General features: G+C 36.7%; 6 protein-coding genes. 4 read left to right on the top strand and 2 right to left on the bottom strand.

The window, feature by feature from the left end; all coding sequences use genetic code 11:
* Positions 1-4 precede the first annotated feature (4 nt).
* Both AC1EJ5_RS06830 and AC1EJ5_RS06825 read right to left on the bottom strand, forming a co-directional pair.
* Entirely contained in the window at positions 5-1,735 is a 1,731-nt protein-coding gene (locus AC1EJ5_RS06830) for a vWA domain-containing protein (RefSeq protein WP_308748929.1), read from the bottom strand.
* Positions 1,728-2,633, bottom strand: coding sequence for an AAA family ATPase (locus AC1EJ5_RS06825; protein WP_223417768.1), 906 nt, complete (start codon positions 2,631-2,633; stop codon positions 1,728-1,730). Before AC1EJ5_RS06825 ends, AC1EJ5_RS06830 begins: the two co-directional genes overlap by 8 nt.
* A gap of 217 nt (positions 2,634-2,850) precedes the next feature.
* Here AC1EJ5_RS06825 and AC1EJ5_RS06820 point away from each other — a divergent pair, with 217 nt between their 5' ends.
* The 4 genes from AC1EJ5_RS06820 (at position 2,851) to AC1EJ5_RS06805 (ending at position 19,307) form a co-directional block, all read left to right on the top strand.
* Positions 2,851-14,922 carry an InlB B-repeat-containing protein gene (locus AC1EJ5_RS06820; protein ID WP_479815347.1) on the top strand — a complete coding sequence of 4,024 codons (12,072 nt, stop codon included), beginning with the start codon at positions 2,851-2,853 and terminating at the stop codon, positions 14,920-14,922.
* A gap of 320 nt (positions 14,923-15,242) precedes the next feature.
* Positions 15,243-15,695 carry a MarR family winged helix-turn-helix transcriptional regulator gene (locus AC1EJ5_RS06815; protein WP_479815345.1) on the top strand — a complete coding sequence of 151 codons (453 nt, stop codon included), beginning with the start codon at positions 15,243-15,245 and terminating at the stop codon, positions 15,693-15,695.
* Entirely contained in the window at positions 15,683-17,446 is a 1,764-nt protein-coding gene (locus AC1EJ5_RS06810) for an ABC transporter ATP-binding protein (protein WP_348937613.1), read from the top strand. The genes AC1EJ5_RS06815 and AC1EJ5_RS06810 overlap by 13 nt, the downstream gene beginning before the upstream one ends.
* Complete coding sequence (locus AC1EJ5_RS06805) at positions 17,439-19,307, top strand: ABC transporter ATP-binding protein (protein WP_479815342.1); 1,869 nt, start codon at positions 17,439-17,441, stop codon at positions 19,305-19,307. Before AC1EJ5_RS06810 ends, AC1EJ5_RS06805 begins: the two co-directional genes overlap by 8 nt.
* Positions 19,308-19,405: the final 98 nt, after the last annotated feature.

The raw sequence follows: 19,405 nt of genomic DNA, 5'->3' as shown, positions 1-19,405 counted from the left end.
CTTTTTATATTTTCATAATGGTATTTTTCATAAAAATCGAAACAATTTTGGAGAAATTTTCTAGACTCGTAATCCTACAAAAATCAGCCCCATAAATCAGTTTGCCATTTTCTATATCTTCATCTTCTCCTGTAAAGACACCCAATACAGAGATTTCCTCGTTTTTTATATTCCTAATCTCCTTGGCAGTATCCTTCACAGCCACATCCCCGACATACTGTTCCTTCTCAAGGAGTTTTACCGTATTTATATTGGCCTTTTCGTCATTTGGTCTCCCGTCTGAAAGGATTATTACAATGTGTTTTTCATTGTCCTTAGTCTTGTCAATTAATTCATTTAAAACCTTAAAGGCAAGTCCGTCCCTGTTTGATCCAGAGGCAAAATATTTGAAAATCTCCTTGTTGTTGTGTTTTTCGTTGTAATCCCTAAAAAGATTGAAAACAGTATGATCACGTAGAGTCGAAAAGGACATGACCCTAATAGGTATGCCCACTTCATCCATGGCATTTTCTATGATGTAGGCTTGGTTTGCGATAATTTCCTGCCTATTTCTCTGGCTGGCTGAGGAATCCAGAAGCAGATCGACCTTGAAAGTCGAAACGTCGTCATTTTCTACATTATCAAAAATATTAAAATCCTTAAGGACGCTGGCCTTCCGAGCCTTTGTAGAGTCTACAATCCCGTAGGCCTTAGATACTTCAGAAAAATCTTCGTAATTTGCTATAGAATTTTTAATAGTCTGGGCAAGTTCCTTGATGGAACGATTGTTGATGGCGAGATTTTTTTCAATATAATCCTTATTTTTCTCAAAAACCTCGTCCCTATTTTTCTTATAAAATTTTGCATTTGGACTATCTGTGTAAACTCCCTTGGTAAAATACAAAAATTTCCCAGAATGAACCCCGGTTGCGAGTTTTTTCTCAAGGGACTTGACCCTCATTTCCGGAAAAACCGACTTGCCATAGAAGTCTTCAATAAATTCATTTGTTCCATGGTAGCCTTCCTTATCAGCATTTAAGAGGATTAGGTGCCTATCCATATCCTTATTTTTTTCTTCTAGGTAGATATTTCCCGTAAACTCAGCCGAACCAATGTTAAACTGGTCCTTTATAAAGTCATCAGAAAAGTCGAAATCCTTGGCATCCTTCTTTGAATTTTTAAAGTCCTTGGGTTTTTTATCCTTAATCATCTCTTTAAGGAGGGATTCATTTTCCCTAGACTTTTCAAAAGTGAAATAGGTCTTAAAAACCCCGTTTAATTTCTCAATGAGTTTGCCTGTATCAAGTTCATAAATCTTAAAAATATCCCTATAAATTGTCCTGAAAAACGGACCCTCAGTGATAGGTTTGCCTAAGATTTGCCCATAATAGGCCTTTTCGATTTGCTCTTTTAAGTCGTCCGCCTCGTGGAAATTGTATTTTCTTAGGGCTTTTTTTGCAAAATCTTTCCTCAAAGAATCTATAACCAGATTGTCCTTGGCAAGACTCTTGTAGGCAATATCTTCCATCAAGAGATTGGCAATAAAGGAAAATTCTGGGAAAAAGGGACTTTCGGACCTCAAATATTCAAAATATGAATCCAAAACATCAAAATCAAAGGTCTTAATTACAAAACCCCTGGTCATATTTTTATAAACTTGGTCCATGGGATAGGATTTTTGGGGAAGAAAGTCGTATTTTTCCGCAAAATCCCAGATGATGTTATATTCTCTTATCTTGTCAAAATTCTCACTCATCAAAGACACTCTCGTCTATTTTTTCAGGAATTTTTGTCTTTATCAAATCAAGGACAAGGTCTCTTTCAAACTGGTCAAAAGACTTATTCACCAGACCCATTTTGATAGCGTCAAATGGATTAAGGCCGATTTTCATAGTTTCAATAGCCCCGATTAGGCCCCTAAGGTCCACAGATTTTGTTGAAATTTCATTGTTTTCGCTTTTTAATTGTAGAGAAATAAACATATCAATCAAAGCTTGTCTATATTTTTCCTTGAGGGTTGGGAAATTATCCTTAAGGAGCAAATCAAGATTGGCTTTGGTAATATTTGGCACATTTATAATCATAAACCTTGATGCCAAAGCCTCGTTAAGCTCACGAGTGCCAACATAACCGTAGTTCATAGTTCCAATAAATCTGGTGTTTGGATCGAGATTTATCTTGTCAAAACCAGATATATCAATAATTCTCCTGTGGTCAAGACTTGCGTGTAGGACAGAAATCGCCTCGTTTTTTGCCATATTGATCTCATCTAAAATCGCAAAACCACCATTAATAGCAGCTTCATAAATTGGCCCCTTCCTAAAAGTCACCTCACCATTTTTGAAAGTATCAGCTCCTATTAGGGAAGCAAAGTCAGTATTGACATGGAAGGAAACATTGTAAGTTGGTCTTTTAAAAAGATAGGAAAGGTTTGAAGCAAGGACGTTTTTGCCAGTCGCCTTAGCCCCTGTAAGGAGGATATTCTTCCCCGCCAAAAGGGCGGCAATTGCCTGTTCTAAGACATCTTTCCCATAGTATTTATACTCTGGCCTTATAATCCTGTCGTTATTTTCAAGGCCATTTTTTTGTCTATATTCTTCTAAAAGGGCAATCAAATTCTCATTAATGCCCTGGTCTTTTAAATAATTAATCATTTTTCACCTCGACCTTATTATACATTTTGGATAAAAAAATTCATTAAGGAGAAAAACCAATAATTTATAAAATTTTGTAAAAGCTTGCAATATACTTGAAATATCAAAGAAAAGTCTTCCTTTTATCCGCTTTATGATGTATAATTAAATAAGAAATGTCTATCTATAATAGTGAAATAAATAATTATAAATCTGATGTGAAAAAAAGGAGGATAAAATGAAAAAAATGAGAAAGTTTATGGCACTTTTGATAGCCACAGTCATGATGGCATCAAATATTGCCCCGGCTTTTGCGACTGGTCTAAGTGTAGATACAAGAGGAGATTATATAAATTCTCCACAACCAGTAGAACCAGCCAAGCCTAAGGAAAATGAAACATCAGCAGATCTTATAAAGAATCCTGACCAACCAAAGATATACACAATCAGGACAGATTTTAAGGTTAAACGTGGGGATGATTTAATCACAAGTTACCAGCCTTACATCGCTTCTGTTGGTGATGAAGATTACACCTACAAAAATGAAGAAGGCGATAAAAGAAAAACACTAACTGTTGAGGAAAAGGACAAAGTAAATAAGTCTGTGTATTATCCAGAACTTGATGGTTATACTAGTGCTACAACAATATCCCCTATCACTTATGACTTTATAAAAGATAAGGCTAAAAATAAGACTATCGAAGGTAGAAAGAAAGCAAGAAACCCTGAAAGCAATGGATATGAATATAAGGCAAATTGGGATTATATTTATAAACCAACTGAAAGTATAGTTAAAGTTAGACACCTCTTCCAAGACATAAAAGACAAAACAAAGTTTGGTCCTAAAGAAGGTGAGACTGAAATTAGGGAAACTTATCAAAAAGGCCTAACTGGAACTAGCTTAAAAATCCAACCCCTACCAGCAGACGATATAAAAGGATATGAGCCAGAAAGAATAAATGTTACAACCCAAGTTCCTGAAAATTCTAAAGATTTTTATGTTGAATTAAGGTATAAAATTGCTCATTATAATATAAATTTCGACACTGGTGAAGGTACACCTATACCAGCTCGTACTGTTTTTTATAATCAGGTAATTCCAAGTATCTTGCAATCAGAAATACCTAAGAAGGACGGAGGAATATTCCAAGGCTGGAAGCCATCTGTTGATTTAAAAACAAAGGCTGGAAAAGAATTTAAGGCAAATGAAATAATTACAGTTGGAACGGGCGGGGCTAACGAAAAACTTGATAATGATTTAATCATGCCAGCAAGTAATCTTACCTTCACAGCAGTTTGGAAGGACAAAGAAAAGGCAGACTACGCTGTCCAATTCTGGGCAGAAAAGGCAGACCACGCCGATGATGCAGGACTAGAAAAATACGACTATATCGGCACTCGTGTCTATAAACAAAAAGACACAGGTTCGAGACCGGACTTGGACAATGAACCTGTAAAAGACATCGTCTTTCCAGACCTAGACCAAGCTCGTCTAAATAAGATATGGGGCGGCGCAAGATTTAATCGTGGGAATGATCTTTATCTAAACAAGTTCTATGTTTACAATAAAGATTTAACAGGCAAAGAAAATGCGGACCCTGGAGATCCAAGTTTAGTTAAGTCTGTTGATTCAACAGGTAAGACTGTTTACAATATCTATTACGATAGACAAGTCTATGACCTATACTTCACGAAGTCTAATGCTCAACCTGCTGCAAATACCTTCTACCCTGAAATTTGGGGATATGATGAAGCTAAAGGCGAGGTAGTGAAGAAGGGCGGTCCCGGCAATCCTTACCACTACAAAGCGAGATTCAACCAGCTAATGCTTGGCTGGCCAAACGACGCAATGCAAACTAAGGGCTTTACCCCTGGCTATCAATCCTTTGGCTGGGGACCAAACTATAATACACCAAATTGGCCAGGTTACTTAGATACACCTCCTTATAGGTTAAATGCCGATGAGTTCTTAGACATGCCAAACTACATTAGGTGGGGCGGCTATACGAAAAAGATAGATAAGGGTGATGGATCAAGCATAGATTTAAATTGGTCCGATTATAAAATTCTTTCCTTTGGTATAAATCAGGCCGAAGGCTCTATGCCTCACCACATGGACTTTTGGATGGACGGCTTTAAGCCGGGTGAAACAATTATTCGCTACGACCTATACAGGTTTAAGGCAGATACCAATTCTGAATCTTATAGGCCTAAATACCCTAAGGTTCAAGGTTTTACTGGTAAGGGAGATAAAGAACCAGCGGAATTTCTTGATTCGGATGGCGTAGATGATAAAAACGACGAGCGTGCAGAAGTAACCCCATTCCCTACTAAGACCTATACAGCGTTGGGGGATGAACTTCCTCTAGGCAAGATGAAATTTATTAATTTCTTCTTTAGCGATATTGATGAATTTGGCGATCCATTGACTGATGAAGATGGTGAACCTTTAGTTAAACCATTTGAAAAAAATGGCTACCTTAAGTTTGAATACACTCGTAACAAGTATCAACTAAGGTTTAACAACGACCCATCAGTGATTAAGGGCGATAGTGAATTTAATAAAACAAACTCAATAGATACTTTCTACGAATTTCCACTAAAGGCCCTAAGCCCTGATGTGGATACGAAAGAAAGTTACAATACAGACAAACCTGCCAACTTATTGGATAATCCAGAAAAGCTACAAGAATTAAAGCTTACTGATTTAATATTTACAGATCCAAAAGATGGCAAATTAAAAGTTAAGAGACCAGACAATCTTTCAGACCAAATGGTCTTTAAGGGCTGGGCACTAGACCCTGCCGGTTCAAAGCTTATTTGGGAGAACCCAGGCGAGAAAATGCCTAACCACCCAGTCAACCTCTTTGCTAAGTGGGGCGAACCAGACTACAAGTGGAAGGTAACTTTCGACCCGAACGGTGGAAAGCTAAGCTCAATTGACGAAACAAAAGTAACTCAAAAACGCAAAACAATACAAGAAGGAGACATAGGTAAAGAAGAAAAAAATACCTATGCTAAAAAAGAAGCCAATGATGGCGACAAGCAAAACTTTACCGTTATCCAAAGGCAAAAGCTTGTAGAACCTATAGCACCTACAAAAAAAGGATACGACTTCCTCGGATGGGAATTTGTAAGGTATAAAAAAGATTCAAATGGAATAGAAACTAATGAAGTTGACACAACTTACTATGATAAATACAAAGTTCCAGAACTTTACGCCTTTGGAAATGATGTTGTATCAAATCTTTACCTTAAAGCCATCTGGATACCAGCTGAAACAACCGATGTGAAATCCTACCACCATTTCCTAGATGAAAATTATAAAGAATTAGATAACGAAGAAAAGGTATTGGATATTCAAACTTTAGAAGAAAAAAGAATAGGCTCTTACCTAGCAGTAGTAGGCAGCAGGCAAAATGCTGAAAGAATACTTGTTCCTAGAGATGAATGGGATGCACTTAAGAAACTAAACACTACTGAAATAGAAGGTTCTATGACCTATGAGGAATATACCGAACTTGATAAGGATAATCCTAGGGTAAACTCATACAGACAACAAATAAAAGTTGAGCCAGAAAAAATCAAGGATTCCAGCGGAAACCTAGTTGATAATCCTAAGGTTAAAAACAATGTCTTCCATTTCTTCTACAGACCTTTTAGGACTAGAAAGTACAAGGTTAATTATGTAAATGAGAAATATAAGAAAGATGTTGAGAAAAAATTAGCTACTATTAAAAATGAAACCCAAGGGAAATATAATAGTGTTAATGGCCGTGATGACCTTAATAATTATGAAAAAACAGAAGAATATAAAAATATACAAAAATCTAATAGAGAAGCTTTCCAAAAATTTATAGAACCTTATTCTATAATAAGCAAGGATAACGTAGAAAACGGCAAGCGTGATTTTGATGCTAGAAACTTTGTAGAAATACCTGGATGGAAACTTGTATCAAAACCTCAACAACAACTATTCTTTGATCATGATGATAAGACAGGCGCCTTCTTAGGTATCAATGAAAGTAATTTTGATGAGATTGTTTTCTATTATAAGGACGTAAGGGTAATTGAAGTTGATGTAAAGAAAGAACCACCAAAAGGTTATGTGAGAGTAACCTATAAGGCAGAAAAGGGTGGATCCTTTACTGATAAGGACGGAAAATCTGTAAAAGAACTCCACTACGATGTAATCAAGGGACTAAAATCGGATTACCTACCTGAACCAAAAGCTCTACAAGAAAACGAAACTAAAGAAGAAGGCAAGTACTACATCACTCCAGATGATGGTAAAAACTTCATAAAATGGGACGATGAACCTACTTTAAACCTAAACACCATAATAGATAAGGCGCATACCTTCAAAGCCTACTTTGATTGGTCAGGCTTGGTAGTTAAAGAACTTGTTAGAACAGAAGCCTTTAAAGATCCTCAAGGTAAATGGACAAATGACTTTGCACCTACAATTGAAGAACTTAAAAAACAAATTAAGTGGGTAAATAAAAACAATGAAGAAGTAGACCTACCTGCTGGCACTAAAGTTAAAATTGTAGATGAAAACGACCCTTCAAAAGAATTAACACAAGATGATATTGATAAAAAATTAGAGGAACTTAATAAGTCTGATACAGATGAACTAGTAAGGACAGTTAAATTTAAGGCCTTAGTTAAGTTTAAGGATGAAAAAGATACTAAGGAACTTGACATACCTGTGAAGGTTTATAAAAACGTCTACGAAGCCCTAACTGGCACCGAAAAACCACTATTCTTAAAAGAAGCTGAAAAGCTAGACGCTAAAGATGGAGGTTTAAAGGATATTACAGGGTCCTATGTAAAAGTAACAGTAAATCCGTCAGGCAAGCCTGGCAATAAGGATTCTAAAGTCTACTATGTAAATCCAAAGGCATGGGTGAATATACCAAAGATAGATATATCTAAAGATGCTAAAAAACTAGGCTTTACAAATTGGACAGCTGATAAGGAAGCACAAAATGAAGAAAGCAAAGAAAAAGGTAAGTTTGACTTTGCTAAACGTCATAAGTTTATAGAAGATACTGTCATATCCCCAAGCTTTTCTGAAGATGTAGTAGAACAAACAGATCCAAGTAAGAAACCAGATGTACCAGCAAACTTTGTTAAAGTAATTGTAACAACAAAAGAGGACGGTACTGAAAAAGCTAGCAATGAAAGTAAATTTGAAAGAACTTTCTGGGTCAACCCAGAAATCGAAGTAAGCCTACCTATTGTAAATCCAACAGGCAAGACTGAGATAGTTGACGGTAAACAAAAAGCCTGGACCTTTAATGGATGGAAATCAGATGAAAATCCAGAAAGAACTTGGACAGATTCAATCAAGGCACAATTTATAAATGAAACAACAATTTCAGCTAAATATGACCAAGTTAAATATATAATTCCATATGATCCAGATGAGCCAATTACAAGACCAGAAGGTTATGTGAGGGTTAAATTTGAAGCGGAAAAGGGTCTAACTTTAGAAAAGCCTAAGTACTACTATGTCAAGAAAAACTCAGGTGTAAAACTTTCTGATATTAAATCTGATCCTAAGATGGGATATCCTGAAGTTGTACCAAGCACTGGCTATAAATTTGCTAAGTGGGATAAGGGAGATGATACTCCTATAGATCAAGCTGATATAACAGTAACAGCTAAAGCTACAGGGCTTGGAAATGTTATTCCAGAGAAAAAAGAAGATGGAACTCCAAATGAAAAACCAGAAGGCTACAAGGAAGTTACATTTGTAGTTAAAACTGGTGACGAAGCCAAGGGATCTATAGATGGAGTTGTAAAATTCTATGTAAACCCAACTGAGTATGTCAAAATCAATCCACCAGCAACAAAGGCCAACACAGGTTTTGAATTTGGTGCTTGGGATAAGGATGCAACAATCCCTACAGTCTATGATAAGGATACAACAATCACAGGATCCTTTAATGGACTCAAAGATGTAGTTCCAAAGACAAATCCAGATGGTACAGAAAATAAAAAACCAGCTGGATACAAGAAAGTCGAATTTGTAATTGATCCAGCCACAGGCGGCAAGATTGTAGATAAAGAAGTTACAGTCTACTATGTAAATCCAGCTAAAGAAGTAACAATCCCACAACCAAAAACCAAAGCTGACACAGGCTACGTCTTTGAAAAGTGGGATCAAGATACTGTTACAACTCCTAAGAAATATGTTGATGACACTACAGTTAAAGGAAACTTCAAAAATCTTGAAGATATTATCCCATCAAATGATGGCAGTGGTAATAAAAATCCTAAACCAGAAGGCTATGTCACAGTCACTTTTGACAAGGGAGACTATGGTAAATCTATAACTGGACAAACTGTTTACTATGTAAATCCAAAGGCTAATAAAACATTAGCTGATATTACAGAAAAACCAATAGTTACTCCTACTACAGGTCATGAATTTGAAAAATGGGATAAGGTTGATAGTGAAGCTATAATAGAAGACATAACAGTTACTGCAAAATATAAAAACTTTGACGATGTTATTCCTGAAAAAAATGACCAAGGCCAACTCAATACGGTACCACTAGATTACATTAGGGTTATCTTTGATACAACTACTGAGGGAAAAATAAAAGGTACAAGTGAAACACAAAAGGTTGTTTTTGTAAAACCAAATACAGCTGTTGTATTAAAGGGATATGAACCAAAAGTTGAAGGAAATGCAGGAAATGTATTCTCTGGCTGGGACGTAAACTTAAGTAAATCTACTATTTACGATAATGGTGATAAAATCACAGCTCTGTATAATGACTTAGAAGATATTAGCACAACAGAAAAACCAGACTATGTCAAAGTTGAATTTAGAACAGATGATACAAAAGGAACCCTAAAAGGAAATACAAATCTTTGGGTTAAACCTGGTAAAGATATAACTTTACCAACCCCTGATGTTACACCTAAACCTGGTCATAAATTTAAAGAATGGGATAAGCCATTATCAGTTAAATTTAATGCTGGTGCTACAACATATGTAATAAATGCACAATATGATGATGCAAATAATATTATTCCAGAAAAAAATGATAACGGAACTACAAATCAAAAACCAGCAGGCTATGTGAAAGTTACCTTTAGAGCAGATGCTAATGGCAAGCTCGAAGGCAATAAAGAAGTAATAACATACTTTGTAAATCCTGATGCAGGAGTTAAGATTGTTGATACAGTAAAAGACCGTGATAAAGAGATTGCGGTTCCTAAGACTATTCCAGATTCAAACTATGTATTTGATAAGTGGTATGAAAGACTCGATAAAACAAATCCAATTAAGACTGAAAAAGAGTATGTAGCTAGATTCAAATCAGGAAAAATTACTCTAACCTATGATGCTAATGGAGGAAGTGGAACACCACCAGAACCTATCGAAGTGAGCTATGGCACAAAGGTAAGACTTGCATCTGCAGCTGGATTAAGTAAAAAAGATGCTAGCTTTAAAGGCTGGAAACTAGATGGAGATGATAAGATATATCAACCTGGTGACCTAGTAGAACTTAAAAAAGCTAGGACTGCCACAGCCCAATGGACAGATGATAAAAATATAATTCCATACAATCCAGATGAACCTATATCAAGACCAGATGACACTTATGTGAGGGTAAGCTTTAAGGCAGAAGATGGATTAAAATTAGAAAATGTCAAATATTACTATGTCAAGAAAAATGCAGGTATAAAACTTGGAAATCCTGCCCTTAAAAAACCAAAAATTAAAGAAGAAACTGGTTATAAGTTTGACAAATGGGATAAGGAAGATAGCCTTGAAATCGAAGCTGATGATATTGTAGTGACAGCAAAGGCAACAAAGCTTGACAATGTTATTCCAGAAAAAGATAAAAATGGAAATAACAATACTAAGCCAGAAGGCTACAAGGAAGTTACATTTGTAGTTAAAACTGAAGATGCAGCCAAGGGAGAAATTCAAGGGGTTGCAAAATTCTACGTAAAACCAAATGAATACCTAACAATAAACCCACCAAAAACAAAGGCAAACACAGGTTTTAAATTTGGAGCTTGGGATAAGGATGCAACAATCCCTACAGTCTATGATAAGGATATAACAATCACAGGATCCTTTAATGGACTCAAAGATGTAATTCCAAAGACAAAGACAGATGAATCTGAAAAACCAGCTGGCTATGTGACAGTTACATTTGAGATAAAACCAGCCACAGGCGGCAAAATTGTTGATGGGGAAACTAAGACTTACTTTGTAAAACCAAGTACAGAAGTAACTATTTCTCAACCAAAAACCCAAGCTGAGACAGGCTATGAATTTGAATCTTGGAATAAAGATACTACTAAGCCAAATATCTATACAGAGGACACAATAGTTAAGGGTTCTTTCAAAACTCTTAAAGATATTATCCCAGCAACAAAGAATGATGGAACAACAAACGCCAAACCAGAAGGCTATGTAAGAGTCACTTTTGACAAGGGCGACCATGGTAAATCTATAACTGGACAAACTGTTTATTATGTAAATCCAAAAGCTGGCAAGACTTTAGCTGACATTACAGAGAAGCCAATAGTAACACCAGATACTGGTTGGAAAGCTGATGGTTGGAATAAGGCAGAAAATGCTGAAATAAAAACTGACTTAAGTGTAAGTGCCAAATATACACCTATTGATGATGTAATCCAAAAGACAGCTGACGATGATAGGCAAAAGCCAGATGGTTATATCAAGGTCACCTTTGATACTACTAATAAGGGTAAGATTAAGAATACATCTATGATTACCAAAGCAGTATTCTTTGTAAATCCAAATAAGGCTATAGTATTAAAGGATAAGGCCCCTAAAGTAGTTGAAAAGACAGGATATACATTTGCTAGATGGGATACATCTATCGACCAGGCTATCCAGTATCAAGACGAAACAATTATTACAGCCCTTTATAACGAGCCAGGAGACATATCTACTACAGAAGTAGATGGTTTTGTGAAAGTTATATTTGATAAAGGTGCTAATGGGGACTTAGATGGAACCAAAGAATATTGGATTAGACCAGGAAAAGATATAAATATTCCTGCTCCAAAGGTAATTCCAAATGTGGGATATAAGCAAAATCCTGATAATCCTTGGGATAGATCATTAACAGTAAATGCTAGTAAAGGACAAGATCCTATAACAATTACTGCTAAATATGAAGCTCTTCATGATATCATTCCTCAAAAAAATACCGATGGTTCTGACAAACCAAATGGTTATGTAAAAGTAACTCTTGACTCAGACCACGGCAAGTTAGAAGGAGAAACAGTCTACTATGTAAACCCAACTAAAAAAGTAAAATTATATCCTAATATAAGCTTTAAGCCAGACCTGGGTTATACTACCAAAGGCGGAACTTGGAACGATGATAGAATAGATAAAGAAGCTATATATGATCAAGATGCAACTTTAAAATTCACATTCAAAGAACTTGATGATGTGATTCCATCTGTTGATGTTAATGGTGAGAATGTTCCAAAGCCAGATGGCTATGTACAAGTAAAACTTATACCAACAAACAATGCAACAGAAGAGACTAGGGAAGAGAAAGTTTATTGGGTTAATCCAACCAAGGAAGTTACCCTACCTAGCACTAATCCAACCGGCAAAGAAGTTGAATATAAAGGAAAAAATTATACATTTAATTTCAAGGGTTGGCAAGTAACAACGGGTGAAATCACTCCATTTATCGAAAAAGATAAACCTATCAAAAAGACCTTTACTCAAGATACAGAGATCACAGCTAAGTACAATGTCAATTACGAGAATTTGATAGCAGCTCCAAAGCCTAAAAAAGATGTGATTACTCCGATTGATACTGTTCCAGAAGCAAAGGATTTAATCGAAAATATACCAGAAAGTGCTAACGATCCACTACCAGATGGCACAAAGATAAAATATACAGATGATGGAGAGCCAAAGGTAAATAAGGAAGGCGAAACCATTGCCAAGGTTAAAATCGAATATCCAGGTGGAAAGACTGTTGTAGTTGAAGTGCCAATCACAGTTACTGACAATATCGTTGAGCAGTATGGTAAGGAAAAACCACCTGTGCCAGGTGATTATGTCGAAGTAATTGTAGATGCAACTAAAGATGCTACTAGCAACACCTACTTTAAGAGAACTTTCTGGGTGAAGAAGGGTGCTAAAGTTACTATTCCAGTACAAAAACCAAATGGAAAGACAAAGATAGATAATAATGGAGTAAAAACCTCTTACAGTTTTGATAAGTGGGTAGATGAAGAAAATAAAAAGTCATATGATAATGAAATCACAGATAAATTTACAAACAATGTAACTACAATAAAAGCCACCTATAAGGCTGGAGAAAACATTAAACCAGAACCTAAAAAGGTTATATATGTAGATAAGGGTAAGTATTCAGAACCAAATCCTAAAGATTTTATCAAAAATCACTATGATGATAATGATCCAAACAATAAGAAGAACCTTCCACCAGGAACTATGTATGGATTTAAGGAAGGAACAGAGCCTAAAACTGACCAAGTCGGAGACGGCAAAACAATTGTAGTTGTGACCTACCCTAACGGAGAAAAGAAGGAAGTAGAAGTTTCTTATAAGGTGATAGACGACGTAGTTGAGCAAGAACCAGGACAAGAAAGACCAAATGTTCCTGATAAGTATGTTGAGGTAAAGGTAGTAGCAACCGATAAGTCAAATGAAAACTACACCAGGACATTCTGGGTAAATCCTGATAATAAAGTTACCCTACCTATAGAAGAAAAAGACTATCCAACAGGTGCTGTTATAGAAAAAGGTGTAAGCAAATGGGTATTTACTGGATGGGATAGACCTTTAGATGGTAGATTTGTAGAAGAAACCACTATCGAAGCCAAGTACATTAAATATCAAAGCCCAGCCCCATTTGGAGTTAGCGATACTATTGTAACCTACCAAGGCAAAAAATTTGATAAGGTTGATTACAAAGACTACATCACAGCTATAACTGTTAAAGATGGCTCAGGTAATGAACAAAAGATTGAAAAAACTGACTTTGAAATCGATGATGTTCCAGATGGAATAACTGGAGAAGAAGAAATTGACGAAGGTCAAAACTTTAAAGAAAAAACTGTGACTGTCAAAATAAGGTTGACAGATGGCTCTAATATAGTGAAAGAAGTACCAGTTAATGTTAGGATTTACAGAAACCTAATCAAAGTTACTGATGATAGTGAGAGACCAGATGCTCCAGCAAATTATGTCCAAGTAGTAGTTGACCCTACTGATAGGAATGAAAATCCTAATAAGGAAATTTACTATGTAAACCCAGAAGTACAAGTTCAAATACCTGGTATGGAAATTAAACCAAATTCAGGCGTATTTAAGAACTGGACTGAGGGAAATAAGGTATTTGATTTCACTAAAAAATATCTATTTAGTGATGCCCTAACCTATATCAAGGCAAACTACTATGATGATGTGATTGAACAAGTTGGAGATAAGGTACCTGAAAAACCAGATGATTATGTAAAAGTGATTGTAAGGCGAGATGAAGGTTCAGATAATCCAAAAGAGGACATCTACTGGGTAGTTCCGAATAAGGAAGTAAAACTCCCAGAAGCTGACAGGGCAAGCAAAAAAGACAATGAATTTAATGGCTGGAAGTATGAAGAAGGTGAAGATAAAGATCATCTAACAGAAGATAAGGCCAAAAACTTTAAATTCTTTGATGCAAGCAGTCAGGTAAGTCATATATTTACTAATAAATTGACTGTAATCACTGCAAAATACAAACCATGTGGAACTTGTCCAAATCCAGGAGTAAATCCTCCAGGACCAGTTGACCCAGGCACTATCGTCCCAGATCCTGGCACACCAAATCCTAATGATCCAGATAATAATGACAATCCTGATAATAAGGATAATCCAGACAATAAGGACAATCCGGACAATAAGGATAATCCAAACAATAAGGACAATCCGGACAATAAGGATAATCCGGACAATAAGGATAAGCCAAGCAATAAGGATAACCCAACACAGGGCGATAAGACTGTAAGTATAATTCCAGAAATAAACCAGGAAAAGATTAAAGATACTTTAAATCAAACTGGCGTAAAAATTGGACAGACAGCAGAAAAAGTCTTCGATGCTGTTGGAGTGAAAGTATCCAGCGGAATAGCTTCTACAAAAGCTATAGTAAAAGAAGCTTTCAACCCTAGGACAGGAGTATTCACAAACTACGAAATCTACCTAGGATTGATGGCAGCATCAAGCGTCGGACTATTCTTTACAAGAGAAAAAAAGAATAAAGACGAAGACTAAGACTAAAAGATCGTAAGCTAAGGCTTGCGGTCTTTTTTTGTCTATGTAAGTTAAGACGAGCCTGGGGGGAGATAACTGGTAAATGAGAGGTCATTTATTCATAAGGCCTCTCGTCAAAGCTTCTCTCGCTACGCTTCGAGGTGGTCTGCCGCTCTCGGCCGCTTGGGCAATATTGCCCTCCAAGAGCCGTGCAGGCTTGCTTTTTCTGTCGAGACGGCGGCTGGGGGATTAGGAATATATTTCTTCCTTGACATAGTCCTAAATAAGACTATAATATTAATTACAAATAATTGTTTATTTATTTTAGAGAAAGAGGATTTATGAATTTTGAACTTGATCCAATGGTCTCTATTTTTTCTTTGCTGAGGTGTGCAAATGGCCTTAATAGGGAAAGGGCAAAGTTTTATGGTCTAAGTGATCTTGAGACTATTATCCTTATCCACATTGGCCATATGGCAAATCCTAACCAAAAAGATATTGCAGAAAAACTTGGGGCTCCCAAGCAGACTGTAAATAATATTATCAATAATCTCAAGGAAGATGGCCTGATTGACCTTATTCCAGACGAAAATGATAAGAGGATGAGGATTTTAAGCCTGACCGACAAGGGAGAAAAAATTAGGGATGAGAGATTAAAACCGATTAGCCAATCAAATAAGAGGATGTACGAGAAATTGGGCGATGAGAAGGCAAGGGAGATTAAAAATGCCCTTAAACTTCTTAACGACACAATTAGAGAAGATTTTATGAAGGAGGATGAATGGAAAGTATAAAGGAATTTTACAAGTCCTTTACCTATATCAAAAGGTACTTGGGAGAATTTAAAAAAAATAGAAATATTTCGAGGATTTATACCAGCCTTGAAACCATCTTAGAGCTTGCTATTCCAGCCATTATGGGCATGACCCTTAATGAAGCTGTCAAGGGCCAAGATCTGGGTCTTGCAATCAAATATGGACTATTGATGGTTGTATTATCATTAATTACCATGTTTTGTGGTATGCAGGCAACTAAGAATGCTGGTATTGCCTCATCTGGTATGGGCCGTAATGCAAGGCTTGCCCAGTTTGAAAATATCCAGCGCTTTTCTTTTGAAGATATAGATTATTTTGGGGTCCCTTCGCTTTTGACAAGGTTGTCGTCTGATACCCAACAGATTACTTTTTCAATGTTTGTTTCAACCAGATTTGTAATTAAGACAGTTGCAATGGCTATAGTGGCCTTTGTTTTGGCTCTTAAGTCGAGCCTAAAATTGTCTCTTATATTTTTGATAGCAGTGCCAATTTTGTTTGCCCTTTTGATGGGACTAACAACCTATGCTATCCCAAAATTTAGGAAGGCCCGCTACCAATATGACAAGCTCAACCTAGTTGTAGAGGAAAATCTTAAAAATATGCGTGTGATCAAAGCATTTTTTAGGAAAAAATACGAACTAGACAAGTTTGGCATCCAAAACCAAAAGATGTTTGAATACGCAGATGGATCTCAGGGGCCAATGTCTCTTGTATTTCCCCTTGCCAATGTAGTTTTATTTGCAACTTTTGTGGGCATCACCTATTTTGGTGGGATTGAAATCATCGAAGGCAGGCTCCAAGTTGGAGACCTTGTGGCATTTAATATGTACGCAACCATGCTTCTAGGCGCCTTTATCGGTATGTCCATGGTTTTAACCATGTTTATGTCAGCTTCGCCTGGTATTACTAGGGTTGTTGAAGTAATTAGCAGAAAGCCTTCTATGGATAATGATAAGAAAATCGAAGGCCTAAAATTAGAAGACGGATCAATTGATTTTGACAATGTTTCCTTTAAATATGAGGAAGATTCAGATTCCTACCAGCTTGAAGACATTAATCTTCACATCAAAAGTGGGGAGTCGATTGGTATTTTGGGACCAACAGGATCATCAAAATCAACACTTGTCCAGCTTATTCCAAGACTCTATGATATAAGCGAAGGGTCTCTAAAAGTAGGTGGACATTCGGTAGAAAAATATGACCTAAAAACCTTAAGAGATGATGTGGCAATTGTCCTTCAAAAAAATACCCTATTTTCAGGATCTATTGCAGATAACCTCAAGTGGGGAGATGATGAGGCTTCTATGGAAGAAATTGAGCTTGCAAGTAAGATTTCTCAGGCAGATGATTTTGTAAGAAATCGCCATGATGGCTATGAATCAGTCCTTGGCCAGGGCGGAACAGGCGTTTCTGGTGGGCAAAAACAAAGGCTAACTATTGCCAGAGCACTACTTAAAAAGCCAAAAATCCTTATTATGGATAACTCCACATCTGCAGTTGATACCAAGACAGAAACAGCCATTATCGATGGCATTAACAAATACAACAAGGATTTGACAAAGATAATTATTTCCCAGAGAGTATCTTCATTTAAATATGTGGACAGAATTATAGTTATGAACGAGGGCAAAATCGAAGCGATCGGATCTCACGACGAGCTTTATAAGACCAACAGGGTCTACAGGGAAACCGTTGATATACAAGAGCAAGGAGGTGGAGATAATGAATAATTCTTACAAAATGAATGACAAATCATATAGGAGAAAAGTTTCATTTTCGTCTATAGTAAGGTTCTTATCCTATCTTTTTGCTTATAGGTGGCAGATGATTTTGATTGTAGTCTGCGTAATAGTGTCAGCCCTCACCCAGATTTGGGGAGTAAATATGCTCCAGCCAATTATTGATAACTACATCTTAAAATCTGATGTGGGAGGCTTAAAGAGGGCAAGTCTACAAATGGGGGCAATTTACGCAGTTTCCGCCCTTACTTCCTTTATATATTCAAGGCTCATGGTCAGGGTTGGAGAAAGATCTATTAGGAATATCAGGGTAGAACTTTTTGACAAAGTACAAAAAATGCCAATAGGATTTTTTGACACCAACAAGCACGGTGAGATTATGTCAAGGTTTACTAACGACACAGACGTCCTAAGCCAGGCCTTGGCAAATACAGTCCCAACCATTGTAAGGGCCACAATCATGCTTGTGGGAACAATACTTGTCATGTTTAAATTAAGTTTTAATCTGACACTTACAATGCTTCTTGGTCTATTAATCTTAATTCCAATCCTATCTAGGATTATCTACAAGTCTTCGACATCCTTCAGGGAAGGCCAGGGATATATTTCAAGTTTGCAAGGATTTTCTGAGGAAACTTTGTCTGGACAAAAAGTTGTAAAAGTTTTTTCAAGAGAAGAAAAAATCCTCGACACTTTTAGAAATAAGACTGAAGAGGTGAGGATTGCCTTCACCCGTGCCAATACCTATGCTGGTAGGATGATGCCATTCTTGCTAAATATGGTAAATATTCTCTATGCTGCTATTACAGTTTATGGAGTCTATTTGACAATCCAGGGAGATATGACTGTGGGAGTTTTGGCAGCCTTTTTATCAAATATTAGGCAAATTCAAAATCCTATTGTGAATGTTAGCCAACAGGCCAACGCAGTTTTCCAAGCTATGGCAGGGGCTGATAGGATTTTTGAAATAATTGATATGCCAATACAAAAAGACACTGGTTTTATCGAACTAGTCCACGCTGTGGAAAATGCCGATGGATCTGTGACAGAATGTGACGCCCTAACAGGCCGCTATGCTTGGATGTGGGATGATGGCGATAGGAAACACTACAAGATGCTTGAAGGTAGACTTGAGTTTAAGAATGTAGACTTTTCTTATGACGGCAAAAACCAAATATTAAAGGATATATCATTCTACGCTAATCCTGGCGAAAAGATTGCCTTTGTTGGTTCAACCGGAGCAGGAAAGACTACAATTACCAACGTCATCACCAGGTTTTATGAAATTGACAATGGTTCTATAATGGTCGACGGAATTGACATAAGAGATATTAAAAAAGATGCCCTAAGGCGTGCTTTTGGTATGGTTCTCCAAGAAGTAAACCTCTTTACAGACACAATTGAGGGCAATATCAAGTATGGCAGACTAAGGGCAAGCGATGAAGAAGTCAAGGCTGCAGCTAGGCTTTCTGGTGCAGATTCCTTTATAAAAAGACTGCCAGAAAAATATGACACCGAAATCCACGGTGATGGCTCAAGCCTATCAGATGGACAAAACCAGCTGATTTCAATATCAAGGGCTGCTATCGCAGAACCTCCAATGCTTATACTTGACGAAGCGACCTCGTCCATTGATACTGCCACAGAAAAAGATGTTACAGAAGCGATGGATAAGCTAATGACAGGGTCAACTTCGATTGTAATAGCCCACAGGCTTTCAACTATCCAAAACTCTGACGTAATCATGGTTATGGAAGACGGCAGGATAATAGAACGTGGCAACCACGACAAATTAATAAAAGAAAAAGGCACCTACTGGCAACTTTATACCGGTAAGTTGGAACTAGATTAAATTACAACCTCTCATTCCTATTGTACTGACCCCCAAAAGTTGGACTTAAAAATCAACTAATGGAGGTCAGTTTTTTAATGGCAAAATACAGCACAGAA

The organism is Anaerococcus sp. C0059F3 (assembly GCF_056590475.1).
Note: the sequence above shows the minus strand (reverse complement) of the source record. Positions and strands in the feature narration are given on the sequence as shown.

Excerpts from the sequence above, each read along its gene's own strand:
- AC1EJ5_RS06830 (WP_308748929.1), bottom strand. The coding sequence starts at position 1,735 with ATGAGTGAGAATTTTGACAAGATAAGAGAATATAACATCATCTGGGAT.
- AC1EJ5_RS06825 (WP_223417768.1), bottom strand. The coding sequence starts at position 2,633 with ATGATTAATTATTTAAAAGACCAGGGCATTAATGAGAATTTGATTGCC.
- AC1EJ5_RS06820 (WP_479815347.1), top strand. The coding sequence starts at position 2,851 with ATGAAAAAAATGAGAAAGTTTATGGCACTTTTGATAGCCACAGTCATG.
- AC1EJ5_RS06815 (WP_479815345.1), top strand. The coding sequence starts at position 15,243 with ATGAATTTTGAACTTGATCCAATGGTCTCTATTTTTTCTTTGCTGAGG.
- AC1EJ5_RS06810 (WP_348937613.1), top strand. The coding sequence starts at position 15,683 with ATGGAAAGTATAAAGGAATTTTACAAGTCCTTTACCTATATCAAAAGG.
- AC1EJ5_RS06805 (WP_479815342.1), top strand. The coding sequence starts at position 17,439 with ATGAATAATTCTTACAAAATGAATGACAAATCATATAGGAGAAAAGTT.